The following is a 23386-nucleotide window of genomic DNA, read 5'->3' on the forward strand; positions in this document are numbered from 1 at the left end:
TTCGGCAGGCAGCGCCGGCTCACCCTTCGGGCATGGCAATGTCCGCGCGAATCAGCTCATCCGCGAGCGCGAGGGCCTGTTGCCTTGCCAGTGGCCCCGTGGCGCACGGCCCCGGACGCGGACAGCCGTCGAACGGATAGATGAGCCGCCCATCGGTCCTGCGGCGAATACGCAGCAATCCGTAGTAGCGGCCCGCGCCGTCGATCTGCTCGCCGCAGAAGACTTCGTAGTCTTCCGCGGTGGTCGGGCGGCGCACGGCCTCTTTCGGCCTTTTCTCTGGCATGTCGGCACTCCGCGTATTCCTGGGGCGAGGTATGCACATATCCAGCAAGCGCCGCGCCTGCGAGGGGCGTCGCACGGAGGTCGGCGATAACGGGCACAATACGCGCCTACGCCGCCGCGCCGGACGCTATGTTCGTGATCCGAACACGCTTTCCGAACCTGCAGCTCGATCGCTCCCGCGCCGCCGCACCGGAATCCGCCCTTTTCAAGCTGTCATGACCCACGATCTGCCCGAACGTCCAGCCGCCGCCCCCCCGGCGAACTCGCCGCGCTTCCTGCTGTTCCTGATCTGCCTGTTCGCCTCCGCCGGACAGCTCGCCATCGACATCTACGTGCCCGCGCTGCCGGCCATGGCGCGCTACTTCGCGACGTCGCCGCAGGCGATCCAGTCGAGCGTGTCCGTTTATCTCGCCGCCTACGCGCTCGGCCAGCTCATCTTCGGGCCGATTTCCGACGCCCTCGGGCGCAAGCGCGTGCTGGCCTTCGGCCTTGTGATCTATACGGTCGGCTGTCTGCTCTCGCTCGCCGCGCCGAATCTGGAAACTTTCGTGCTGGCGCGCTGCCTGCAGGGCTTCGGCATCGCCGCGACCAATCTGCTCGCGAAAGCCATCATCACCGACTCGTTCGTGGGCACCGCGCTCATGCACGCGTTCACCTACATGTCGATTACATGGGGGCTCGCGCCGATCATCGCGCCGGTGATCGGCGCGCATCTGCAGGAGCTGTTCGGCTGGAAGGCCTGCCTCGTGTTCCTGCTCGTGTATTCGCTGGTGATGTGGGCGCTGCTGTGGCGCTTTCGCGAGACCTTGCGGCAACCGGTGCATCTGGAACCGCGCACGCTCATCGCGAACGCGGGCAAGGTGCTCGCGAGCCCGGTGTTCCAGAGCTGCTTTCTGGCCCAGGGCCTGTGCTACAGCATCCTGCTCGTCTTCAACGTCGTCGGGCCGTTCATGGTGCAGAACACGCTGCACAGGCCGCCCACGTTCTTCGGCTACCTCGCGCTCGGCATCGGCCTGATGTATTTCCTGGGCGGCCTCTCGAACCGGCTCCACGGCCCGCGTCTGCCCAGCCCGGAACAACGTCTGCGTGTGGGCGCGCGCGTGATGGCGGGCGCGGCCATCGCCATGCTCGTGCTCGCGCTCACGGTGGGCCTGCGCGTGTGGACGCTTGCCACGCCGGTACTCGTGATGGGTCTGTGCGCGGGCGCGATGTATCCCACACTGATGGCCAAGGGCAATTCGCTCTTCCCGCATATTGCGGGCTTGACGAGCGCGATTCTCGGCTGCGCGCTGCTGCTCGTTTCCTCGGCGATGATGGGGCTCGCCGGCTTCGTCTCCGTGCACGTGCTCACGCCGCTCGCGGTGTTCTTCGTGCTGCTCGCGCTCACCGTCGTCGTGATGGTGACGAAGCTGCTGCGCCACCTCGCGCAGAGTCAGGCTGCCGCCGCCGCGCTCGCACCGCGCAGCGGCGAGGCGGCGTAAGCCGCTACCAGTCAAGCCATTAGCGGAGCGCGCGCGCCACGTCCTGCAACTGCGTGAAGGCGCGGTAACGCGCTTCGTGCAGCGCCGCGATCTCGCCCGTGGCCGGTGCGTAGACCTTGCTGATCTGCGACATCGCGGCCATCGCCTCGCGCACGTTGTCGTATAGCCCGCCAGCCACGGCGCCCAGCATGGCCGCGCCCAGCAATACGGGCTCCTCGGCGTGGGTGGCCAGCACGGGCTTGCCCGTTGCGTCCGCAAGCAGTTGGCGCACGAGGTCGAGCCGCCCCGCGCCGCCGCTGATCACGACCTGCTCGATCGGCGCGCCCGCCTGGGCCTGCACCTCGATGATCTGCCGCAGCCCATAGCCGATGCTGCCAATGCCCGCGACATAGAGCGCGACGAGGCTCTCCATGTCCGTCTCCATGCTGAGTCCCGCGATGACGGCCCGCGCGTGCGGATCGGCAAACGGCGCGCGGTTGCCGAGGAATTCCGGCACGACGTGCAGGCCCTGATCGTGCGCGAGTCGCACCGCGCCCGACTCACCCTGCCCGGCCTGAACCGCCAGCCCGGCAAGCATCGTCGGCAGCGACTGGCCTTCGCTCGCCGCGCGGCTCGCGGCTTGCGTGGCGAGCGGATGCATCGTGAGCAAGCGCTCGATCGCCGCGCCCGCCACCGACTGCCCGCCTTCGTTGAGCCACGCCCCGGGCACCATCGCCGCGTAGTACGGCCCCCACACGCCGGGCACGAACACGGGGTCGCGCGTGGTCGTCATCGTGCATGACGAGGTGCCGAACACATACGCGAGGCACGCCTCGGGCTGCCCTTGCGCGCCGACCGTGCCGATGCCGCCCGCGTGCGCGTCGATCACGCCCGTCGCGACGGCGGTGCCCGCGCGCAGGCCGAGCTGCGCGGCGGCCTCTGGCGTGAGCCCGCTGCCAAGCCGCGTGCCCGGCTCGACCATCGTGCGGCCGATGCGCGCGAAACCTTCGTCGGCAAGCACGCCAAGGCCTACAGTGCGAAAGTAGCTCTCGTCCCAGCGCTGCTCGTGCGCGAGATAGGTCCACTTGCACGTCACGGTGCAGGTCGAGCGCGAAAGATCGCCCGTGGCGCGCCACGTGAGGAAGTCGGTCAGGTCGAAGAACTGCCAGGCCGCGGCGAACACCTCGGGCCGGTTTTCCAGCAGCCACAGCAGCTTGGGCGTTTCCATCTCGGGAGAGATCTTGCCGCCCACGAAGCGCAGCACATCGTGGCCCGTGGCGTTGATGCGCTCGGCCTGCTCCACGGCGCGATGGTCCATCCACACGATGATGTCGCGCCCGGCCACTTCGGAAGGCCCAACGGGCAGCGGCGTGCCGCCCTCGCCCTGCACGACGAGCGAACAGGTGGCGTCGAAGCCGATGCCGGCAATCTGCTCCGGCGCGATCGCGGCCTGCGCGAGCGCCTCCTTCACGGCCTGGCACACGGCGTCCCAGATCTGCGTGCTCGATTGCTCGACGATCGCGCCGCTCTCGTGAAACACGGTGATGTCGTGTTTCGCCGACGCGACCATGCGTCCGGCGGAATCGAAAATGCCGGCGCGGGCGCTGCCCGTGCCCACATCGACGCCGACGGTATGGCGCGCGCCGCCGGCCTGGTTATTTGAGGTCATGGCTCGTTGACTGTGTGGTTAGGGCCTGTTCACGCTAATAACAAGCCCTAAAGATCGACACTGTTCGGCAGGATCACGAGGTCGCGAATGGTGACGTTGCGCGGCCGCGTGAGCATGAATACCACGCAATCGGCGACTTCCTTCGGCTGCATGAGACTGCCCTGGGCCAGCGCTTCGTCCATCTTCGCCTTGGGCCAGTCGTCGAGCAAGGCCGTGACCACGGGGCCAGGCAGCACCGCGCCCACACGCACGCCGTGCTTCGCGACCTGGCGGCGCACGGTGTGCGTAAAGGCCTGCACCGCGAACTTCGAGGCCGTGTAAATGGGCTCCCACACCACCGGCACGACGCCCGCCACCGAACTCGTGAAAACGATATCGCCCGCCTTCTGCGCGATCATGTGCGGCAGCACCGCATGCACCGAGCGAAACGCGGCGTTGATGTTCAGGTTGAGCATGCGGTCCCACTCGTCGGGATTGCCGTTCGCCACCTCGCCGCCGATATACGCGCCCGCGTTGGCATGGAAGATGTCGAGGCCGCCTGCGAGATCGAGGATCCTGGGCAGCATGGCCGCATAGTCCGCCGGGTTGAGCAGGTCCATGGCGAGCGGCAGCGCGTTGGGCCCCAGTTCCGCGCAACATTTCGCGAGCCGGTCCTCTGCGCGGTCGATCAGCACGACTTTCGCGCCTTCGTCCACGAACGCGCGCGCGCACGCGAAGCCGATGCCGGACGCCGCGCCCGTAATGGCGGCGACCTTTCCCTTGATCGATTCAGACATGGGTGACGTTCTCCTTGAATCAGGTGCCGACGCCTCAGGCGCGGCCATGCGAAACACGCGACTGGCGGGCGAGCGAATCGACGATCACCGCAATGGCCAGCACGGCGCCGGTAATCATGAAGCGCAGCGACGACGACAGGTTCAGCAGCGTCAGGCCGCTCGCAATCGACTGGATCACGATGATGCCGAGCACTGCCGACCATGCGCTGCCGCGCCCGCCGAACAGGCTCGTGCCGCCGATCACGGCTGCCGCGATGGCGTTGAGGTTGACGTCGCCGGTGCCGGCCTGCTGGCTCGCCGAAGCGAGGCGCGCCGCGGTCAGCACGCCGCCGATCGCGGCCAGGCTCGCGCACAGCACGAAGGCGCTCGTATAGATCGCGCCGACCTTGATACCCGCGCGCCGCGCGGCTTCGTGATTGCCGCCCACGGCATGCATCGAACGGCCCCAGCGCGTGCGTGTGAGCGCGTACTGCATGACGACCGCGAGACCCAGAAAGAGGCCGAACATCAGCGGCACGCCACGCCCCCGGTTGAGATAGGCCACGACAATTTCGAGGAACACGGTCAGCGCCGCCGCGCGCCCGAGCAGGCCTGCGACTGAAGGCGCCGAAAGCCTGGCCGCATGGCGGCGCGCGCGCGTGCGCATGCCGAGCAGCAGGAGCACGATACCGGGCAGCAGGGCAATCACGTGCGAGACGATCGGCGGGATCACCATCAGTTGCCCGAAATTCACCATCGCCGAGCCGTAGGGCAAATTGATGGAGCCCGTCGAGCCTAGCACGTAGAGCTGCATGCCGAGGATGGCGAGCAGGCCCGCGAGCGTCGAGACGAAACTTGGCATGCCTATCCAGTTGAGCAGCAGCGCGTACAGTGCGCCGATCACCGCGCCCACCGCAATCGCGGCGAGAATGGCCAGCAGAACGGGCCAGCCGTCGTTGACCCACAACGTGCCGACAAGCGCCGAAGCGAAGCCGCTCATCGAGCCCACCGAGAGATCGATCTGCCCGAGCAGCAGCACGCAGACAATGCCAAGCGAAATGACGCCGACCGTCGAGCAGTCGAACAGCATGTTCACGAGGTTGCCGGCGGAAAGAAACACGGGGTTCAGGCTCGTGAACACCGTCCAGATGATCACGAGCCCCGCGATGACCGGGAGCGAACCCAGGTCGCCCGAGCGCACGCGGTCGACGAACGCCGACACACTCTCGCCGACGCCGCTCGCATGCTTCACGCGCACGTCGCTGCGGTCGAGCAGCGTGGATGGCTTCGACTCGGGCTTCGATTCGGACTTCGAGGCGTCCGGGGTTTCAGGCTGCGGAGCGCCATGGATGGTCTTGCTCATGATCGTTCCTTTCACTGGACGTCCTGTTGCGCCTGGCGGCGGCCCGCGCGGCGCGACACCGCGTTTTCCGTCGCCCCGGTGATCGCCGCCACGAGTTCGGCGTTGGATGAGTCGGGATAGAAAATCCCGTTGTTACGGCCGAGGCGCAGCACGACGATGCGGTCGGCCACGGCGCGCACGTCTTCCATATTGTGGCTGATCATGATGACGGCGTGCCCGCGCTCGCGCACGCGCTCGATCAGGTTCAGCACCTCGGCGGTCTGGGCCACGCCGAGCGCGGCGGTCGGTTCGTCGAGCATGATGAGCTTCGGGTCGAGCAGCAGCGAACGCGCGATCGCCACGGTCTGGCGCTGGCCGCCCGAGAGCGAGGCGACCACGTCGCGCACGCTGGGAATGCGCGCCGAAAGCTCGTTGAGGAGCGTCCAGGCCTTCACTTCCATCGTGACCTCGTCGAGCCTGTACGGGCTCAACTCGCGGCCGAGGAAGATGTTCGCCACGACGTCGAGGTTCTCGCACAGCGCGAGGTCCTGGAACACCGTCGCGATCCCCAGGTCGAGCGCCGTGCCCGGATCGGACAGGTTCACCGGCTGGCCGCGAAACGTGATCGTTCCGGCGCTCGGCTGGTGCACGCCAGCAAGAATCTTCACGAGCGTCGATTTGCCCGCGCCGTTGTCGCCGACGAGGGCGACCACCTCGCCCGCATGCACGTCGAGCTCGATATCCGTGAGGGCCGAAACCGCACCGAAGTGCTTCGAGATGCCGCGCAGGCTCAGCACCAGCTCGCCGGGCGCGCCGCTTGTCGTAGCTCGGTCCGTGGCTCGGTCCGTGGCGCGGTTCGTTGATTCATCAGTCATGAAATGGGTACCTCTTCGTTGCTCTCAGGGCCCGACGCGCGCCGGGCCCAGCCATGCATATCAGCCGCCGATGCCGAGCTTCTTGCAGCCGTCGGCGTAACGGCCCGTGCACAGGTCCGTCGCTTTCGCGAAGCCCTTGTCCACCACCTCGGCCTTGATGTTCTTCTGCGTGATGACGACCGGCTTGAACAGTTGCGTGGGCGTCTTGAAGAGCGTCGTCTCGCCCTTCACGGGCTTGCCGTCGAGGAAGCCCACGGCCACCTTGGCCGCCGCGCCCGCCACGATCTCGCTGGGCTTGAGGATCGTGTTGTACTGGTCGCCCGCGATGATGAGCTGCAGGCCCGCGGTGGTCGCGTCGTTACCGGTGACCGGCGAAACCGGATTCACGCCCGCCGCCTTGAAGGCCGCGATGGTGCCGCCCGCCGTGCCGTCGTTGGCGGCCACGACGCCCACGATCTGCGGCCCGAAGCGCGTGATCTGCCCGCTCACCCATTGCTGCGCCTTGGGCGGCGCCCACTCCGGCGTGTCGTACTCGGAGAGCGTCTTGTAGCCGCTGCCTTGCAGCCCTTCGTGAATGCCCTTCTTGATGAGCCCAGCGGCGGCGTCGGTCGGCGAGCCGTTCACTTCGAGCACGCCGCCCTTGCTCCCCGCCACGCCCGACGCCTTCAGTTGCTGCACGAGCGACTGCGCAATGGACCTGCCGATTTCCTCGTTGTCGAACGACACGTAGTAATCGGCAGGCGTTGACGGCACGGGCCGGTCGTACGCAATGACCTTGATGCCCTGGCTCTGCGCCATATGCACGAGCGAAGCCGCCGCCGTGGAGTCCACCGGGTCGAGCACGATGACCTTCGCGCCCTGGGCGATCACCGAATTGAACTGTTGCTGCTGCTGCGAGGCATCGGCATTCGCGTTCTGGTAGAGCACCTTGCAGTCAGGACAGAGCTTGCCCATCTCGGCCTTGAAACCGGGGAAGTCGTGCTGCTCGTAGCGCGTGGAGGCCTGGTCGGGCATCAGGAACGCGACCGTGCCGCTCGGCGCGGCGTAAGCCGACGTGATGCCCGCGAGGGAAAGACTGAGCGCGGCGGCGCCGATCAGTTGGGTGTGAAGTCGGGTCATTGGGTGTCTCCGTTTTTTGGTTGAATGCCTGCTAGGGTTGCCGGTGCTGTCGTGCTGCCTTGTGAACGTGTGAGTTCGTCCTCCGCAATACCTGACATGCGCACTGCGTTTGAATGTCTCTTGCTGGGCGATCCGCTAGCCGATCGCAGGCGCGCCGTACAAGGCTTCGCTCTTGCTGGCCGCGCTCGCGGCATTGAGCCGCTGATAAGACCGCCAGCGCGACGGCGACATTTCCTTGATCAACAGGAACTGGCGGTTGAAATTCGAGAGGTTGTTGAAGCCCACCTGATAGCAGATGTCGGTAATGTTCAGTTCACCTGACATCAGCAGCTGGCACGCCAGATTGATGCGCAGCTGGTTCACGTAGCGCACGAACGACACGCCCGTATGGCGACGGAAATAGCGCGAGAACGCGCTTACGCTCTGCCCGGCGAGTTCCGCCAGCTCCGTTTCGCGCAGCTCCTGGGAGAGATTCTTGCCGATGAAGGCGAGCACGTGATTGATGCGCGTGCCCGCATAGCGGGCCGGGTCGGCGCGATACGCCTCGCTTGCGAGCGCCGCGGGCTCCTCGCTTTGCACGAGCAGATCGAGCAGGTCGATGAAGAGCGTGACACGCCGCATGCCCTGTGCGCCCAGCATCTCGCGCAGGATCGGCTCGGCGGCCGCGCCCGTTTCCTGCGTGAACAGGAGCCCCCAGCGCGACGCGTCGAGCAGCGCCTCCACGCGCCTGAATTCGGGAAACGCATCGATCGCGCGGGCGATGAAATCCGCATCGAACTGGAGGACGAGACAACGTTCGTCCACCGGCTCGTCGTGCGGCACGCTGCTCACCCAGTTGTGCGGCAGGTTCGGTCCGATCATCACGAGATTGCCGGGCGCGAAGCTGCCGATGAAATCGCCCACGAAATACTTGCCTGTGGTCGCGGTGATGAGGTGGATCTCGTACTCGGGATGGAAGTGCCAGCGCACCGTCCGATAGGGGTAGCCGTGCGACCAGACCTTGAACGACTCGTCGCGCGGCACCGCGACCAGTTCGAGGTCAGGCTGGGAATGTGTGGCGCAAGGCGCGCTCGCGCGCGCCGTGGCTGCCCCAAAGGTTTGCATCTCGACTCCTCCTGCACGGTTTTTTTCTTGTTCTGCGACGGCTGCTCGCGCATACGCTGGACCTACCCTCGGACCGCGCGCCGCCATGACTGAAAATTACCCGCCGCGGCACGCCTCCACCACTGAAAATCAGACCGCAGGCTGATACTTTCTTGCATTCGGGTTAGTCCTGGGCCGATTCCAGTGTGCCGGAAGTCAACTTTTGTGCATAGCAACAGCCCTCGCTGGCGAACCGCGAAGCAGCTCAACCACCACAAAAACGGCAAATGTTGCTGCCACTCGATCAAGCGCGAAGCCCAAGGAACGGTCAAAAATCGCCACTGCACCGGCGCGACGGGTACTCGTGATGCGCAGGCAGGGAAAGTCCCGATGCGAAATCGTCCTATGACATCGGAAACAGAAATTGACGGGACTAACTTGATCGCTCAAGCGCGCCATTCGGGCCGCGGTTCCTGACAAGAGGACGTCTTATGCGATTCGCCGAAACTTGGCATTCCCCCACGCCGGGCCGGTCCCTATGGGACGACACGTCAACTCCCGACCACGACCAGCACGCCGCCCCCACCGGCAGCGCGCACACGCTGCCACGCCGCGCCATCACCGCCGCCGCGCTGGGCAATGCAACCGAGTGGTTCGACTATGGCATCTACGCCTATGGGCTCGCCTATATCTCCGCGGCGCTGTTTCCGGGCAGCACGGCAAGCGCCACGCTGTTCGCGCTCGGCACCTTTGCCATTTCATTTCTGATTCGCCCGCTCGGCGGCCTGTTCTGGGGACCGCTCGGCGACCGCTTCGGGCGCAAGAAAGTGCTCGCGCTGACCGTGCTGCTGATGTCGGGCGCCACGCTGCTCGTGGGCCTTCTGCCAACCTATGCGAAAGCCGGCTGGCTCGCACCCGCGGCGCTCATCGTATTGCGCATGATCCAGGGCTTCTCCACCGGCGGTGAATATGGCGGCGCGGCGACCTTCATGGCCGAATACGCGCCCGACGCGCGGCGCGGCTTCTGCGGGAGTTTCCTCGAGTTCGCCACGCTGGCCGGCTTTTCGCTGGGCGCATTGCTGATGCTCGCGGCGTCGCTCTCGCTCGGCAACGACGCGATGCATGCGTGGGGCTGGCGTCTGCCGTTCCTCGTCGCGGCGCCACTGGGCTTGATCGGCTTCTATCTGCGTTCGCGCATCGAAGACACGCCGGTATTCCGCGAGATGGAAGAGAAGTTCGAGCAACAGGAGCGGGAGCGCCCGGCCATTTCGCTGAGCACGCTGCTGCGCGAGCACCGCGTGCCGCTCGTCCTGCTCGGCGGGCTCGTGGTCGCGCTCAATGTCGTGAACTACGTGCTGCTCGCGTACATGCCCACGTACATGCACAAGGAGCTGGGCGTGAGCGAGAACATGTCGCTGCTCATTCCGCTCATCGGCATGCTCGCGATGATGGCCCTGCTGCCGTTCGCGGGCCGGCTCTCCGATCACGTGGGCCGCAAGACGCTCTGGTGGTTCTCGCTGGTCGGGCTGTTCGTTGCCGCCGTGCCGATGTTCCTGCTGATGCGCCACGGCGTGGCCGGCGCGCTGATCGGCTTCGCCGTGCTCGGCCTGCTCTATGCGCCCCAGCTCGCGACCATCTCGGCGATGTTCCCCGCCATGTTCCCGACGCAGGTGCGTTATGCGGGGATGGCGATTGCCTACAACGTCTCGACCTCGCTGTTCGGCGGCACCGCGCCGATCGTGAGCGACTGGCTCGTGGACAAGACCGGCAGCCCGCTCGTTCCGGCGTACTACATGATGGCCGCGTGCGCGGTGGGCGCCATCGCACTCTTCTTCGTGATCGAGACGAAGGGCTGTTCGCTGCGCGGACAACAGGTGCCCGGCAAGGCGCAGCAGTAACGGCATGGCGGGCCGCTCGCGCCCGTCATGCTCCGCCTGCAATGCCCGACCGTGTGTCGGGCATTTTTCCTTGCAGCGACTAACGTTTGAAAATGACCTTCGTCGTCGCGGGGTCGATCGGCGAGGACGAATGCTGGTGGAAGATCTTCCAGCCGTCGCCCGTTTGCCTGAGCGTCGCGCTCACGCGATTGTCCATCGAGCGCAATTCCTCGCCGTCCGCCGCCACCGCTTTGTAGCTCACGAAGGCGTGGACCACGGCAAGGTCCTGCGAGACGGTGGTCTGCGCCTCGCTGAAATCCACGATCACGCGCTCGGCGCCCAGCGAGCCGAACCAGCCCTCCACCATGGTGCGCCATGACGCGATGCCTTCGTACGTCCAGGCGCCCCACATATCGAAGGCCAGGATGTCCGGGTCGTAGAGCGCGACGAACGCATCGACGTCTTTGGCCAGTACCGCGGCTTTGTATTGGTGCAGCACCTGCAGGATCGGATCGGCGGCTTTGTCCACTGTGTTGTCTCCTGAACCCGGTTGCGTTGGCGAATGAACGGCTGCTTATTAAAGCAACGCTGCTCGGCCTCTGTCCAGTGAATTTGCCGCCGTGCCTTTCAGGTGCGCGAAGCGTTAGCGAGCACTCGGGCGGCCTTGCCCTGCGGACGCAGCAGCAAATAAAAGGCGGCGCCATGCGTAATCGCCAGCAGCGGCACGACGATCACGGGAATCACGTACGTCGCGCCCAATATTCCCGCGTGGACAGGCACACCGGCCTGGATGGCGTGGTAGTAGGCGAAAGCCAGATCCACCGCGCCCACGAGATTGAACGCCACGACGAAGAACCAGAACACCGGGCGCTTTCTCGCCGCGAGTAGCGCCAGCATGGCCAGCGCACCTGTTGCGAGGTCCCCATAGGCCGTGGGCACGGCGAAGCTCGCGGGCAGATCGGGACTCACGACGCCCGGCAGCATGAAGACCAGCCCGAAGAAGCGGAAGCTGTGCAGCGTGGCGATCGCGCGTTGCGCGTCGAATGGGTCCATCGACTTGAGCCGGGGCCAGACGTACACGGTAAAGCAAAGGAGCCAGGCGACATACCCTAGCGCGAGATGCAAGCGAAAGATCGATTCCGGTGACATGTTGCCTCCTGCAAGGTGCTTTGCGATGAGTGGATGAAACGAAGGGAGATCATGCAGCGCGACGCCGGAACACCTGGCGCAGCGAAAGCGCATGCAGCAGGATCGAACTGGGCACGACGAACGCGGGCGTCAGTACATACGGCCAGGTGCCCGCGTTGAGGCTCGGCATATCCGGCGCGATCAGCTGGAATCGTCCGGGCGCCGTGATCATCCCCAGCGTCACGGCGACGGCGAAATCGGCGAGCCCGAAAAGGTTCCAGGCGATGGCTGCCTTGCGCCCCCGCGCCGTGCCGCTTGCCACCGCGATGGCCGCCGGCACGGCGAACAGGCCGGTCAGCAAGTCGCCGGTACCCGCCGGCAGCGCGTCCACGCCGGCTATCGCGCCGTGCAGCCACGCAGCGATCGCCCAACTGCCGAACACGCGGTAAAACTGCAGCGCAATGAGCCAGGCCGCCGGCATCGCGTCGAGCACTTGCCCTACCCGCTTCGACAGCAGCAGTAGCGGCGTGCCGACAATCACCGGAAGGAATATCGCCAACGGTAGCCACGGCAACGGCGGCGGTACGGCGCTCAGCCGAAAGACGCCATGGATCGCCGCGCTCCAGACGACTGCAAACCAAAGCGCATGCGCCATGAGAATCGCAAGCCAGGTCGCGCGGCGTTGGCTCAGCGTCAGGTCGGTGCGTTCGAGGCCGAGCCACAATCCGAGCGCCATGAACATCTGGGCGATGAGCTGGTGCGCCGTGGTTTGAAACCCGCTGCCCGGAATCGCCGGCAGCCAGTACATCACGGCGATCCACAGCAACGTGAGCGGTGCGACCCAGCGCAGGCTGCGCCAGGCCGGGCGCGGCGGGATGATGCCAACGGGAACGGCGGGCGTGCTCATCAATGGTTCTCCAGATGAATGCCGGACTTCGCGTGGATCCTGCCTGCGTGCGACGCGGTTTGCGCGCGTCATCGGCCGGCACGTTAGGTGTACCATCGTTTCCCGCGAGCGACTATTCATCACAATGTTGATGCGCTATGAAGCAGAACTTCACAGTCAGGCAAGGTGCGCTCGATGGCGTGGAGGCGTTCCTGAGCGTTGCCAGGCACCGCAGTTTTCGCAAGGCGGCAGCGGACCTCGGGGTGACGCCTTCGGCCATCAGCCAGGCAGTGCGTGTGCTCGAAGAGCGCATTGGCGCGGCGCTTTTCGTGCGCACCACGCGCAGCGTCGGCCTGACCGAAGCCGGCGAACGGTTTCTTTCGCGCGCAAAGCCCGCCTTCGAGGAACTGGTCGCCGCGAGCGAAGTCGCGCGCGACCTCGGCCAGCGCCCCACGGGCTTGTTGCGGCTCTCCGTGCCGCGCGCGGTCGTCCCGCTGCTGCTCGAGCCACTGCTCGCTTCGTTCTGCCAGGCTTATCCCGAAGTGGAGGTGGAAATCGCCGTGAGCAAGGAAGTGGTCGATCTCGCGGCGGAAGGCTTCGATGCCGGCATCCGGCTCGGTCAACTCGTCGCCGCCGACATGGTGGCGGTGCCGCTGACGCCGCCGTTCCGGCTCGTTGTCGTCGGTAGTCCTGCCTATTTTTCCGCCAACAAACGGCCCCGCCACACAGAGGATCTGCGCGAGCACGCCTGCTTGCGCTGGCGGCGCTCCAACGGCGCGCTGGCCTCATGGTCTTTCGACGACCACGGGCACGCCATGGAGATCGCCGTCTCCGGACCGCTGATCGCCAGCGATTTCCCGACCATGATGGGCGCGGCGCTGGAAGGCATAGGCCTCGCGCAGCTACCCGAGCCGATGGTTTCCGAGGCGGTGAAAGCGGGCAAACTCGTGCGCGTGCTCGACGCCTGCGCGCCGATGCTGCCGGGCGTGTTTCTCTGCTATCCGAGCCGCCGCCAGATCATGCCCAAGCTGCGCGCATTCATCGACCACGTGAAGAGCCGCAAGGCGGGTGCGGTTCAAACCAGGGGGCGTTGAACCCACCCGCGGTACTTCGACGTCAAGCGATGCTCTCCCACGCGCCCGAGCGCGCCGAGCAGAACACGGCGTCGATCACGCGCATGTTCGCGCAGGCGTCTTCCAGCGCGATCGCCTGCGGCGTGCCGGTCAGTATCGCCTCGGCGAAAACCGTCGCTGCCACGCCGTATTGATCGCATACCGGCAATTCCAGCCAGCGATCGGCCTCTCCCTGCTTGCTCAACAGCAGCCGCGTCGGTCGGTCATTCGGTGCATTGAATGGAATCTCGACCTCGACGCGCCCGGTCGTGCCATGAAACTGCATGCGCTGGTAAGGATGAATCTGGGTGGAATAAAAGAAGCTCGCTTGCACGCCATCGAAATCCATCAGAACGGAGCCAAGGCGGTCCACTTCGAACGACGCGTCGCGCTCCATCAGCGCGACCACGCGCTTCGGCTCACGCCCGAGAATGAGGCGCGACGTCGTGATGGGATAACAGCCGATATCCAGCAAGCCGCCGCCGCCCATTTCGCTATGGTTACGAATGTCCTGCGCATTGGTGTTGTAGTAGGTAAAGCCGCCGGTCACCGCCCGCAATTCGCCTATCGCGCCCTCTTCGATCAACGCCCGCACCTTGAGCCACTGCGGATGCGTGCGCACCATGAAGGCTTCCTGGATGTACCGCCCGCTCTTGTCGCGCGCGGCGATCAATCGTTGCGCCTGTTGCGCATCGAGCCCGACCGGCTTTTCGCATAACACATGCTTGCCCGCCTCGACGGCCTTGATCGCCCACTCCACGTGAAGGTGATTGGGCAACGGTATATAGACCGCGTCGATTTCCGGGTCTGCCAGTAGCGCCTCGTAACTGTCGTACGCGTGCGCGAGTCCATATTTCGCCGCGGCAGCCTGGGCCTTCTCCGCTGAACGCGAAGCAACCGCTTTAACGCGGCACTTCGGTGCGTGGTGCATGGGCACGACGACCTTATCGTTGATCTTCGACGTACCCAGGATGCCCCAGACGATTTCATCCTTTGCCATGACGTTCCCTCTGGATTCGATTATGTGATGCCCGGAATGGACTGAATGGAACTCACTCTTAACGAGCGCTGTAAACGAGCACTGCACCGCGAACCGCGAACGCTCGAATGCAGGAGTCTACACCCGCGAAAACCCTCACTTCACTCGTTCGCAAACGCGTCTTGCAACAACTGATAACAACTGACGGCAAGATGAAAGCATGCCGTCACGAGAGATTCGCCTTCCAGCCCCACATTGCTCGGGCTGTGCGCAGGTCCCCACAAATGCAATACAAAAAACGAGGTGAAAGATGGAGAATACGAGCCGGTGGTCGCGGTTAGGCGCAGTCGTTGGCGCGGGTGCGATGGCACTTGCGGGTGTGCACACAACGGCTTACGCAGGCGACATGAAGGATGTGAAGCACGTCCTGCTCATCAGTTTCGACGGCCTGCATGAACAGGATGTGGCTCGTTGCATCGGCAGCAATGCCTGCCCCAACCTCGCGCTGCTCGCGAAGTCGGGCGTGACCTACACGAACGCCCATACGCCGCATCTGTCCGACTCGTTCCCGGGCCTTACGGCACTGGTGACGGGCGGATCGCCGAAGAGCGCGGGCCTCTTCTATGACGTGTCATATGACCGTACCCTCTACGCACCGCTCGATTCGCAGTGCAAGGGCCCGCAAGGCTGGAACGTCGTATTCGATGAAACGACCGGCATCGACGGAGAGAACGGCGGCGCGCTGATCCACCTCGACGGCGGCGGCGCGTTCAATCCGCAAGCCATTCCCTACGCGAAGGTCAACGGCGTTTGCACGCCCGTGTACCCGCACAATTACATCAAGACGAACACCGTCTTCGAAGTCATCAAGCAGAACATCCACGGCGCGCGCACCGCGTGGGCGGACAAGCATGCCTGGGGCTACGACTGGGTCAACGGGCCTTCGGGCAAGGGCGTGGACGATCTGGCGCGCACCGAGATCAATTCGATCGATCCGAAGACCGGCATGTATTATCTGGACACCTACACGCATACCGAAGTCTTCGACAACATCCACGTGCAGGCGCTGATCAACGAGATCGACGGCCTCGACTCGACGGGCAAGACGAGCGCGCCGGTGCCCACGATGTTCGGCGCGAACTTCCAGACGCTTAGCGTCGCGCAGAAGTCGCCGGTGGCGAAACAAGGCGGTTATCTCGACGCGGACTTCACGCCCGGCCCGCAGGTCGCCGCGGCCATCACGTATCTGGACAACTCGCTCGGGCGCGTGGTGCAGGAACTGAAGCAGCGCAACCTGTACTCGTCGACGCTCATCATCGTGACGGCCAAGCACGGCCAGTCGCCGACCGATCACTCGAAGCTGGTGAAGAACGGCGACACGCTCACGAAGCTGCTCGAAGCCAATAACTACCTGGACCCGAACGGCAACTTCGGCCAGAACAGCACGAAGACGGGCAACCTGAACGACGGCTCGGGCCTCCCGGGCACCGGCATGGTGCAGACCGACGACGTGGGCCTGATCTGGCTGCGCGATCAGAGCCAGAAGGACGCCGTGGTGAAGACGCTGCAGGCGAACCTGAGCTGTAACGCGCCGGGCATTTGCGCGGACGGTCCGCAGGCGTACATCCTCACCGGCGACCGCCTTGCCGACTGGTTCGGCAATCCGTCGAACGGCCGCACGCCGGACATCATCGTGCAGCCGAACCCGGGCGTGATCTATACGTCGAGCACGGCGAAGGACGAAGAGCACGGCGGCAACGCCCCCGACGACAGCCATCTGGGTCTCGTCGTCTCGTTCCCCGGCATTCACCACGCCGGCCGCACGGACGACCACTACGTCTTCACGACCCAGGTCGCACCGACGATCCTGAGCGCGCTCGACCTGGATCCGCATCTGCTGCATGCGGTCCAGCTCGAAGGCACGCATCGCCTGCCGGGGCTGGGTCTCGACGAGAAGTAAGGAGAAGTTGGAAGCCGCGCAAGGCGCGGCTCGCTGCGGCAGTCATCGGAAGTTCGATGGCTGCCGCGTCAGCGGCCCGCTCAAACCGTCTGCAGCCCCTCGATATCGCAGATGCGGATCAGCTTACCCTGCGCGTCGATCAGGCCGCGCTTCTGGAAGCGCGACAGGATCCGGCTCACGGTTTCGAGCGTGATGCCCAGGTAGCTGCCCATGTCCTCGCGCGACATGCGCAGACGGAACTCCGCCTGCGAATAGCCGCGCTGCCAGTTGCGCGACGAAACGTCTAGCAGGAAGGCGGCCACACGTTCTTCGGCGGTGAGCGAGCCCAGCACCATCATCTGCGAAGCTTCCTGGTTGAACTGGTCGCCCATGAGCCGGTGCAGCCGGTCCTGCATCGTGCCGCTTTCGCGGCACAAGCCCTTGAGCGCCGCGTAGGGAAGCGTGCAAATCGAACTGTCTTCGAGCGCAACGGCGCTGAACGCGTGCACGTCGGTGGCGATGCCGTCGAGCCCCAGCGCGTCGCCCGCGAGACGCAGCCCGGTGATCTGCTCGCGGCCGTCGCGGTTGACGATCAGCGTCTTGAGCGAGCCGGAGCGCACCGCGTACAAGCTGTCGAAGCGGTCGCCCGAGCGATACAGCGCCTCGCCGCGGCGCACCTTGCGCGCCCCGCAGATCAGCGCCTCGAGCTTCGGCAGGTCTTCTGCCGGCAGACCTTGCGGCATGCAAAGATGGCGCATGGAGCACCCCGAACAGCGTGCGCTGGGTGGCGTTCCAGCGAGAGGAGCGCGGCTGCTTTGGCGCACGACGATAGCCGATCCTGCGACGGGTGAGAGCATCGAACGACTCCTTCTTTAACATTTTTTAAGATTTCGACGCATTGTCACACCATGCGCGTGCGTCAACGTGGTGGCAAAATGCCGCGCACCAGAACCGCAGCCCTTTGAGCCTTGTCAGGCAGCGGTTTTACGGCCTCTTGCGCGAGCGCAAGAGGCCGAAAAGCAACACCTGCGCAAGCCCGGCGGGAACAAAAAAGCCGCCGTACTCGCGTACGGCGGCTCGTGGCGTGAACCGTCAATCGTTGACACGCGCTCTGGGGCTCACCCCGCTACCAGACTGCGCTCGGCCACCTCGTCCACGGCCTGCTTGACGATCCCGACGATCTCGTCGGCCTCCGCGCGCGTCATGACGAGCGGCGGCGCAAAGCCCAGGATGTCGCCATGCGGCATGGCGCGCGCGATCACGCCGCGCTGCAGCGCCGCCGCCGACACCTTCGGCCCGATCTTCAGCGCCGCGTCGAACGGCTTGCGCGCTTCCTTGTCGGCCATGAACTCCAGCGCCGCGAGCATGCCCACGCTGCGCACCTCGCCCACGAGCGGATGCGCGCCGAACGCCTCGCGCAGCTTCGCGCCGAAGTACGAACCGACCTGAGCCGCATTCTCCACGAGCTTTTCACGCTCGAGGATCGCCAGATTGGCGAGCGCGGCCGCGGCACACACCGGGTGCCCCGAATAGGTCCAGCCGTGCCCCATCGGCCCGTGCTCCTGCGAGCCGCGCGCGATCACGTCCCAGACCTTCTCGCCCACGATCACGCCGGAAAGCGGCGCATACGCGCTCGTGAGGCCCTTCGCGACCGTGATGAGATCCGGTTCGATGCCGAAGTGCTGCGCGCCCATCTTCGAGCCCAGACGCCCGAAGCCGCACACCACCTCGTCGGAGATCAGCAGGATGTCGTGCTTGCGCAGCACCGCCTGGATGGCAGGCCAGTAGCCTTTGGGCGGCTCGATGATGCCGCCCGTGCCCATCACCGGCTCGGCGATGAACGCGGCGACCGTGTCCGCGCCTTCGCGCGCGATCAGCTTTTCGAGCTCCTCCACACAGTACGCGACGAACTGCGCCTCGTTCATGCCCGCGGGCGCCTTGCGATACCAGTGCGGGCAGACCGTATGCTTCACGCGGTCGATCGGCAAATCGAAATGCTGATGGAAGCTCGGCAGGCCGGTGAGGCTGCCCGTGACGATGCCCGAGCCGTGATAGCCGCGATCGCGCGAGATGATCTTCTTCTTGTTCGGGCGGCCCAGCACGTTGTTGTAGTACCAGACGATCTTGACCTGCGTTTCGTTCGCATCCGAACCGGACATGCCGTAGTACACCTTCTTCATGCCGGCAGGCGCCCAGTCGATGATGCGCGACGACAGCTCGATGATCGCGTCCGACGAATGGCCCACATAAGTGTGGTAGTACGCGAGCTGCTTCGCCTGCTCGTACATGGCGTCGGCGACTTCGGTACGGCCATAGCCGATATTCACGCAGTAGAGACCCGCGAAGGCATCGATATACTGCTTGCCCTGGTGGTCCTCGATGCGGATGCCCTTACCGCCGCGTACGATCTTGCCCGGCAGCGCGCCGCTCTCGTGGTCGTAGGCGTGCGTGGACGGGTGCATGAAGTGCGCGCGGTCCTGCTCGAAGAGTGCGTCGATGCGTTGAGTCATGTTGTCCTCCTGATTCCGGTTCAGGCCATGGCCGCGAGCGGCAGGCCGAGGTTGCCAAGACAAAAATATTTGGTTTCCACGAAGGGCTCGAAGCCCTCCGCGCCACCTTCGCGGCCAAGGCCCGAGGCCTTCATGCCGCCGAATGGAATGGGCGCGCCCGTGAACTTCACACCGTTCACCGAGACCATCGCGAAGTCGAGCCGCCGCACCAACTGGAAAATCGTATCCATGCGCGTCGCGCACACGTAGGCCGCGAGGCCATATTCCGTGTCGTTCGCCTTGGCGATCACTTCGTCGAGCGTGTCGAACGGGCAGACCGCCGAAATGGGCGCGAAGTTTTCCTCGTCGTACACGCGCATGCCGGGCGCGGCATCCGCGATCACGGTGGGCTCGTAGTACCAGCCGCCCAGCGCATGCGGCTGGCCGCCCGCCACGATGCGCGCGCCCTTCTCGCGTGCATCCGCCACGCGCGCGGCCGTGCTGTCGAACGCGGCCTGGTGCATGAGCGGGCCCACGTCCACCTCTTTCTCGAATGCGGGGCCGGTCTTGAGTGCGCGCACCGCTGCCGCATAGCGCTCGACGAACGCTTCGTAAAGCGGCCGCGCCACGAAAATACGGTTCGCCGCGCAGCAGTCCTGGCCCGAGGTCTGGAATTTCGCGCCCACGGCAATCCTTACCGACTGCTCGAGATCGGCGTCTTCCGTGACGATGAACGGTGCGTTGCCGCCCAGTTCCAGCGCGACCTTCTTGATGCCCGCGCGCGCCGCCGCCTGCGTGACGAGCGAGCCCACTCGCGTGGATCCCGTAAAGCTCACGGCACGCACGCGCGTGTCGCTCACCAGCGTTTCCATTGCCATTTGCGGCTCGCCGAGCACCACGTTGTAGACGCCCGCCGGAAAGCCGGCCTCCTCCGCGAGTTGCGCCAAGGCGAGCGCCGAATACGGCGTTTCGTGCGCGGGTTTCACGACGACCGTGCAGCCTGCGGCGAGCGCAGCGGCGGCCTTGCGCGTGATCATCGCCACCGGAAAATTCCATGGCGTGATGAGCGCCGCGACCCCTACCGGTTCCATCACCGTGCCCAGATGTGCACCGTCGATATGGGTGGGAATCGTACGGCCTGCCAGGCGTTTCGCCTCATGCGCATACCATTCGACAAAGCTCGCCGCATAGCGGATTTCGCCGCGCGATTCGGCCAGCGGCTTGCCCTGCTCCAGCGAGAGCAGCGCCGCCAGATCCTCCTGATGCCGCACGATCCGCTCGTGCCAGCGCATGAGCGCCGCGCTGCGCTGCGTTTGCGAGACCCACCGCCACGATTCGAAGGCGCGCTGTGCGGCGTCGACTGCACCGGTGATCTGTGCGCGGACGAGCATGGGCACGTGGCCGATCACCGACTGGTCCGCAGGGTTCTGCACGGCCGAGGTGGCCGCGCTGTCGCTATGCACCCAGCGGCCGTCCACGTAGCACAGCGATTTAAACAGAATGGGGTGTCCTGGCAGCATCTCGTCTACTCCTTGTCAGGTCTGTCGATATGCAATCCATTCTGGGGCCGACAGCATCGCGATTTTTTTGGTTCTCAGCCCCGCGCACTTGCGCTTTTTTCGGAACCGCCGCGCGCGGGCGCGAAAAATTCACGCGCTCTCCAGGGCCCACGCAGGCGCGTGGCTGGGCGCGCACTTCACCACCTTCGTCACGATGTAGGTGAAGTAGCGTTCGATCCCGAGATCCTCCATCAGCAGTGCATCGATAAAGCGCTGGTAATGGTCGATGTCGCGCGCCATCACGTGCAGCACGTAGTCCACCCCGCCGCCCGTGGCGTAGCACTGCATGACTTCCTCGGCCGCGCTCACGCGCTTTTCGAAGCGCCGCATGTCGGGCGCGGTATGGCGCGATAGCGCCACTTCGACGACGATACGGCTGCCACGCATCGCGCCTACCCAGTCCACCTCGGCGTGATAGCCGCGTATCACGCCGCTTTCCTCGAGCTTGCGCACGCGCTCCCAGGCCGGTGAAATCGAAAGATTGACCTCTTCGGCGAGCTTCGATTTCGTGATGCGGCCATCGCGCTCGAGGATGCGCAGGATGGCGAGGTCGTAACGGTCAAGCTTGATCACGGCGCGCTCATGCCGCCACGGGCAGGTTGCGTTCGACGACGTCGGCGACCACGGCCACGGTGTCGCCCGCCTGCACGAGACCAGGGAAATGACGCGCCGCCAGCAGCCCCCCGCATTGCGCGCGATATTCCACGGCGCGCGCGCCGGTGCGGTCGATGTCGTGCACGCGCGCGAGCACCTCGCCCGCCTCGACGGTATCGCCGAGATCGCGGCACATCTCCAGCATGCCGCGATGCTCGCTCGTGGTGTAGCAGGTGCCGTCGGGCATGTCGAGCAAGGTGGTCGTGCGCGAGCCGACGCTGCGCTCGATGGCCTTGCGCTCGATGACTCCGGCGTGCGCAAGAAAACCGCGCACGCCGCGATCCGCAATCGCCACGCTGTGCGCGGTGGAAGTGCCGCCGCCGCCCAGTTCGGTCGAAACGAACACCTTGCCCGCTTCCTCCACGGCGCTGTCGAACAGGCCGACGCTGTCGAGTTCCAGCATGCGCATGGAGTACGGCGCGCCGAACGCACGCATCGCACGCTCGCAACGCGCCTGCTGATCGCCGTCGGGCAGCACGTGAATCGCCGCAAACGGCACGAAGTCGAGCGTGCGCCCGCCCGCGTGAATATCGAGCACGTAATCGGCGCGCGCCAGCAACTCACGCTGGAAGTAATCGGCGATCTTTTCGGTCACGCTGCCGTCGGGGCGCCCCGGGAAGCTGCGGTTCAGATTGCCCGCGTCGACAGGCGAGGTGCGCGTGCCCGCACGAAACGCGGGATAGTTCATGTATGGCACGATGATCACGCGGCCGTTCACGTCCGCGGCCTGCAGCGAGCCCGCCAGCTTGGCGAGCGCGATCGGCCCTTCGTATTCGTCGCCGTGATTGCCACCCGTGAGCAGCACGGTCGGCCCCTCGCCGTGCTTGACGACGGTGAGCGGAATCATGATCGCCCCCCACGCGGAATCGTCGCGCGAATAAGGCAGCCTCAAAAAGCCGTGTTGCACGCCATTGGCGTCGTAATCGACGGTCGGCGTAATCGGTGACGCACGCATCGGCCCTACTCCTTCACGAACAGTTTGCGCGGCGTGGTGCAGAACGTTTCGACGCCGGTTTCGGTAATGAGGATGCTTTCGGTGATTTCGAGGCCCCAGTCGTCGAGCCACAGGCCCGGCATGAAGTGAAACGTCATGCCGGGTTCGAGGACCGTGCGGTCGCCCGGGCGCAGGCTCATGGTGCGCTCGCCCCAGTCGGGCGGAAAGCTCGCGCCGATGGGATAGCCGCAGCGGCTGTTCTTCTCGATGCCCGATTTGCGCAGCACCGCAAAGAACGCATTGGCGATGTCTTCGCACACGTTGCCGGGCTTCGCGGCGGCGAGCCCTGCCTCGATGCCTTCCACAACGGCCTTCTCCGCATCGAGAAAGTGCTTTGGCGGCTTGCCGAGATAGACGGTGCGCGACTGCGGGCAGTGATAGCGGTGGCAGCAGCCCGCGATCTCGAAGAACGTGCCCGCGTTCGCCATGAATGCCGAGTCGTCCCACGTGAGGTGTGGGGCGGCGGCATCGGCGCCGGTGGGCAGGAGCGGCACTATGGCGGGATAGTCGCCGCCGTGTCCTTCCACGCCCGTAATGCCCGCGTCATAGATCTGCGCAACCAGGTCGCACTTCCTCATGCCCGGCTCGACCACGTCGAGAATGCGCGCGTGCATTTTCTCGACAATGCGCGCCGCAACTCGCATGTACTCGATCTCGCGCAGCGACTTCACCGCGCGCTGCCAGTTCACGAGCGCGGTGGCATCCACCCAGCGCGCCTTGGGCAAATGGCGCTGGAGCGACGCGTAGGCCGCCGCACTGAAGTAGTAGTTGTCCATCTCCACGCCAATGCGCAGCGTGTCCCAGCCGCGCGCGGCGATGACTTCCGTGCTCAGGTAGTCCATGGGGTGACGCACGGGCGACTGAACGTAATGATCAGGATAGCCAATGATATTGCCGTGCGACATGAACGCCGTGCGCTTCGCGCCGTTCGCGTCCTGGCCGCGACCGAACCAGACGGGTTCGCCGTCCATGGTCAGCAGCACGCATTGATGGACATAGAACGACCAGCCGTCGTAGCCAGTCAGCCAGTTCATGTTGGTCGGGTCCGTGACGATCAGCAGATCGATGCCTTCGTCCTGCATCGCGCGGCGCGTCTTCGCAATGCGCGCGTCGTATTCGCTGCGTGCGAACACGAGGCGCGGCGCCACCTCACTCTTTTCAGTTGCTGCGGACATCTTTCCCTC

General features: G+C 65.3%; 21 protein-coding genes. 4 read left to right on the forward strand and 17 right to left on the reverse strand.

The window, feature by feature from the left end; genetic code table 11:
- Positions 1-19 precede the first annotated feature (19 nt).
- Entirely contained in the window at positions 20-283 is a 264-nt protein-coding gene (locus tag M3A49_RS08325) for a DUF6723 family protein (protein ID WP_266228263.1), read from the reverse strand.
- Between the two features lie 214 nt (positions 284-497).
- On the opposite strand from M3A49_RS08325, the gene M3A49_RS08330 reads away from it, so the two are divergent.
- A complete protein-coding gene (locus tag M3A49_RS08330) occupies positions 498-1763 on the forward strand; it encodes a multidrug effflux MFS transporter (protein WP_266228264.1) in 1266 nt (421 codons plus the stop codon).
- A gap of 19 nt (positions 1764-1782) precedes the next feature.
- Here the strand turns inward: M3A49_RS08330 and M3A49_RS08335 are convergent, their stop codons facing one another.
- The 6 genes from M3A49_RS08335 to M3A49_RS08360 all read right to left on the reverse strand — a co-directional run bounded on the left by M3A49_RS08335 (position 1783) and on the right by M3A49_RS08360 (position 8606).
- Positions 1783-3411, reverse strand: a complete 1629-nt coding sequence (locus M3A49_RS08335; protein WP_266228265.1) for an FGGY-family carbohydrate kinase — start codon at positions 3409-3411, stop codon at positions 1783-1785.
- A 47-nt stretch (positions 3412-3458) separates the two neighbouring features.
- Entirely contained in the window at positions 3459-4187 is a 729-nt protein-coding gene (locus M3A49_RS08340) for an SDR family oxidoreductase (protein WP_266228266.1), read from the reverse strand.
- A 34-nt stretch (positions 4188-4221) separates the two neighbouring features.
- On the reverse strand, positions 4222-5529 hold the full coding sequence (locus M3A49_RS08345; protein ID WP_266228267.1) for a sugar ABC transporter permease: 1308 nt from the start codon (positions 5527-5529) through the stop codon (positions 4222-4224).
- Between the two features lie 11 nt (positions 5530-5540).
- The gene (locus M3A49_RS08350; RefSeq protein ID WP_416338933.1) at positions 5541-6383 is read right to left on the reverse strand and encodes an ATP-binding cassette domain-containing protein; all 843 of its coding nucleotides are present in this window, start codon (positions 6381-6383) and stop codon (positions 5541-5543) included.
- 60 nt (positions 6384-6443) lie between these two features.
- Positions 6444-7502 (reverse strand): sugar ABC transporter substrate-binding protein, encoded by a 1059-nt coding sequence (locus M3A49_RS08355; RefSeq protein ID WP_266228268.1) that lies wholly within the window; start codon positions 7500-7502, stop codon positions 6444-6446.
- 135 nt (positions 7503-7637) lie between these two features.
- Entirely contained in the window at positions 7638-8606 is a 969-nt protein-coding gene (locus tag M3A49_RS08360; RefSeq protein ID WP_266228269.1) for an AraC family transcriptional regulator, read from the reverse strand.
- A gap of 470 nt (positions 8607-9076) precedes the next feature.
- On the opposite strand from M3A49_RS08360, the gene M3A49_RS08365 reads away from it, so the two are divergent.
- Positions 9077-10483 carry an MFS transporter gene (locus M3A49_RS08365; protein ID WP_266228270.1) on the forward strand — a complete coding sequence of 469 codons (1407 nt, stop codon included), beginning with the start codon at positions 9077-9079 and terminating at the stop codon, positions 10481-10483.
- A gap of 79 nt (positions 10484-10562) precedes the next feature.
- Here the strand turns inward: M3A49_RS08365 and M3A49_RS08370 are convergent, their stop codons facing one another.
- The 3 genes from M3A49_RS08370 to M3A49_RS08380 form a co-directional block, all read right to left on the reverse strand.
- Positions 10563-10991, reverse strand: coding sequence for a YybH family protein (locus M3A49_RS08370; RefSeq protein ID WP_266228271.1), 429 nt, complete (start codon positions 10989-10991; stop codon positions 10563-10565).
- 98 nt (positions 10992-11089) lie between these two features.
- Positions 11090-11611 carry a hypothetical protein gene (locus M3A49_RS08375; protein ID WP_266228272.1) on the reverse strand — a complete coding sequence of 174 codons (522 nt, stop codon included), beginning with the start codon at positions 11609-11611 and terminating at the stop codon, positions 11090-11092.
- Between the two features lie 49 nt (positions 11612-11660).
- Complete coding sequence (locus M3A49_RS08380) at positions 11661-12497, reverse strand: MFS transporter (RefSeq protein ID WP_254357155.1); 837 nt, start codon at positions 12495-12497, stop codon at positions 11661-11663.
- A gap of 137 nt (positions 12498-12634) precedes the next feature.
- Between M3A49_RS08380 and M3A49_RS08385 the strand changes: the two genes are divergently transcribed.
- Entirely contained in the window at positions 12635-13570 is a 936-nt protein-coding gene (locus tag M3A49_RS08385) for a LysR family transcriptional regulator (protein ID WP_254357154.1), read from the forward strand.
- 22 nt (positions 13571-13592) lie between these two features.
- On the opposite strand, the gene M3A49_RS08390 is transcribed toward M3A49_RS08385, so the two are convergent.
- On the reverse strand, positions 13593-14588 hold the full coding sequence (locus M3A49_RS08390) for a Gfo/Idh/MocA family protein (RefSeq protein ID WP_266228273.1): 996 nt from the start codon (positions 14586-14588) through the stop codon (positions 13593-13595).
- Between the two features lie 289 nt (positions 14589-14877).
- Here M3A49_RS08390 and M3A49_RS08395 point away from each other — a divergent pair, with 289 nt between their 5' ends.
- Positions 14878-16527, forward strand: coding sequence for an alkaline phosphatase family protein (locus tag M3A49_RS08395; protein WP_254357152.1), 1650 nt, complete (start codon positions 14878-14880; stop codon positions 16525-16527).
- Positions 16528-16607: 80 nt separating this feature from the next.
- Here the strand turns inward: M3A49_RS08395 and M3A49_RS08400 are convergent, their stop codons facing one another.
- The 6 genes from M3A49_RS08400 to doeA all read right to left on the reverse strand — a co-directional run bounded on the left by M3A49_RS08400 (position 16608) and on the right by doeA (position 23377).
- Positions 16608-17363 carry a helix-turn-helix domain-containing protein gene (locus tag M3A49_RS08400; RefSeq protein WP_081771625.1) on the reverse strand — a complete coding sequence of 252 codons (756 nt, stop codon included), beginning with the start codon at positions 17361-17363 and terminating at the stop codon, positions 16608-16610.
- 261 nt (positions 17364-17624) lie between these two features.
- A complete protein-coding gene (locus M3A49_RS08405) occupies positions 17625-19016 on the reverse strand; it encodes an aspartate aminotransferase family protein (RefSeq protein ID WP_266228274.1) in 1392 nt (463 codons plus the stop codon).
- Positions 19017-19036: 20 nt separating this feature from the next.
- Positions 19037-20515: an NAD-dependent succinate-semialdehyde dehydrogenase gene (locus M3A49_RS08410; RefSeq protein ID WP_266228275.1), complete on the reverse strand. Its 1479-nt coding sequence runs from the start codon at positions 20513-20515 to the stop codon at positions 19037-19039.
- A 129-nt stretch (positions 20516-20644) separates the two neighbouring features.
- On the reverse strand, positions 20645-21127 hold the full coding sequence (locus M3A49_RS08415; protein WP_266228276.1) for an Lrp/AsnC family transcriptional regulator: 483 nt from the start codon (positions 21125-21127) through the stop codon (positions 20645-20647).
- Between the two features lie 7 nt (positions 21128-21134).
- Positions 21135-22163 (reverse strand): N(2)-acetyl-L-2,4-diaminobutanoate deacetylase DoeB, encoded by a 1029-nt coding sequence (doeB, locus tag M3A49_RS08420; protein WP_266228278.1) that lies wholly within the window; start codon positions 22161-22163, stop codon positions 21135-21137.
- A 5-nt stretch (positions 22164-22168) separates the two neighbouring features.
- Positions 22169-23377: an ectoine hydrolase DoeA gene (doeA, locus tag M3A49_RS08425; RefSeq protein WP_266228279.1), complete on the reverse strand. Its 1209-nt coding sequence runs from the start codon at positions 23375-23377 to the stop codon at positions 22169-22171.
- Positions 23378-23386: the final 9 nt, after the last annotated feature.

Origin of the sequence: Paraburkholderia sp. CNPSo 3076, assembly GCF_026343935.1 — a bacterium.
Taxonomy (GTDB): Bacteria; Pseudomonadota; Gammaproteobacteria; order Burkholderiales; family Burkholderiaceae; genus Paraburkholderia; species Paraburkholderia nodosa.

Coding starts and splice junctions, on each gene's coding strand:
- M3A49_RS08325 (WP_266228263.1), bottom strand. CDS start 283: ATGCCAGAGAAAAGGCCGAAAGAGGCCGTGCGCCGCCCGACCACCGCG.
- M3A49_RS08330 (WP_266228264.1), top strand. CDS start 498: ATGACCCACGATCTGCCCGAACGTCCAGCCGCCGCCCCCCCGGCGAAC.
- M3A49_RS08335 (WP_266228265.1), bottom strand. CDS start 3,411: ATGACCTCAAATAACCAGGCCGGCGGCGCGCGCCATACCGTCGGCGTC.
- M3A49_RS08340 (WP_266228266.1), bottom strand. CDS start 4,187: ATGTCTGAATCGATCAAGGGAAAGGTCGCCGCCATTACGGGCGCGGCG.
- M3A49_RS08345 (WP_266228267.1), bottom strand. CDS start 5,529: ATGAGCAAGACCATCCATGGCGCTCCGCAGCCTGAAACCCCGGACGCC.
- M3A49_RS08350 (WP_416338933.1), bottom strand. CDS start 6,383: ATGACTGATGAATCAACGAACCGCGCCACGGACCGAGCCACGGACCGA.
- M3A49_RS08355 (WP_266228268.1), bottom strand. CDS start 7,502: ATGACCCGACTTCACACCCAACTGATCGGCGCCGCCGCGCTCAGTCTT.
- M3A49_RS08360 (WP_266228269.1), bottom strand. CDS start 8,606: ATGCAAACCTTTGGGGCAGCCACGGCGCGCGCGAGCGCGCCTTGCGCC.
- M3A49_RS08365 (WP_266228270.1), top strand. CDS start 9,077: ATGCGATTCGCCGAAACTTGGCATTCCCCCACGCCGGGCCGGTCCCTA.
- M3A49_RS08375 (WP_266228272.1), bottom strand. CDS start 11,611: ATGTCACCGGAATCGATCTTTCGCTTGCATCTCGCGCTAGGGTATGTC.
- M3A49_RS08380 (WP_254357155.1), bottom strand. CDS start 12,497: ATGAGCACGCCCGCCGTTCCCGTTGGCATCATCCCGCCGCGCCCGGCC.
- M3A49_RS08385 (WP_254357154.1), top strand. CDS start 12,635: ATGAAGCAGAACTTCACAGTCAGGCAAGGTGCGCTCGATGGCGTGGAG.
- M3A49_RS08390 (WP_266228273.1), bottom strand. CDS start 14,588: ATGGCAAAGGATGAAATCGTCTGGGGCATCCTGGGTACGTCGAAGATC.
- M3A49_RS08395 (WP_254357152.1), top strand. CDS start 14,878: ATGGAGAATACGAGCCGGTGGTCGCGGTTAGGCGCAGTCGTTGGCGCG.
- M3A49_RS08400 (WP_081771625.1), bottom strand. CDS start 17,363: ATGCTCTCACCCGTCGCAGGATCGGCTATCGTCGTGCGCCAAAGCAGC.
- M3A49_RS08405 (WP_266228274.1), bottom strand. CDS start 19,016: ATGACTCAACGCATCGACGCACTCTTCGAGCAGGACCGCGCGCACTTC.
- M3A49_RS08410 (WP_266228275.1), bottom strand. CDS start 20,515: ATGCTGCCAGGACACCCCATTCTGTTTAAATCGCTGTGCTACGTGGAC.
- doeB (WP_266228278.1), bottom strand. CDS start 22,163: ATGCGTGCGTCACCGATTACGCCGACCGTCGATTACGACGCCAATGGC.
- doeA (WP_266228279.1), bottom strand. CDS start 23,377: ATGTCCGCAGCAACTGAAAAGAGTGAGGTGGCGCCGCGCCTCGTGTTC.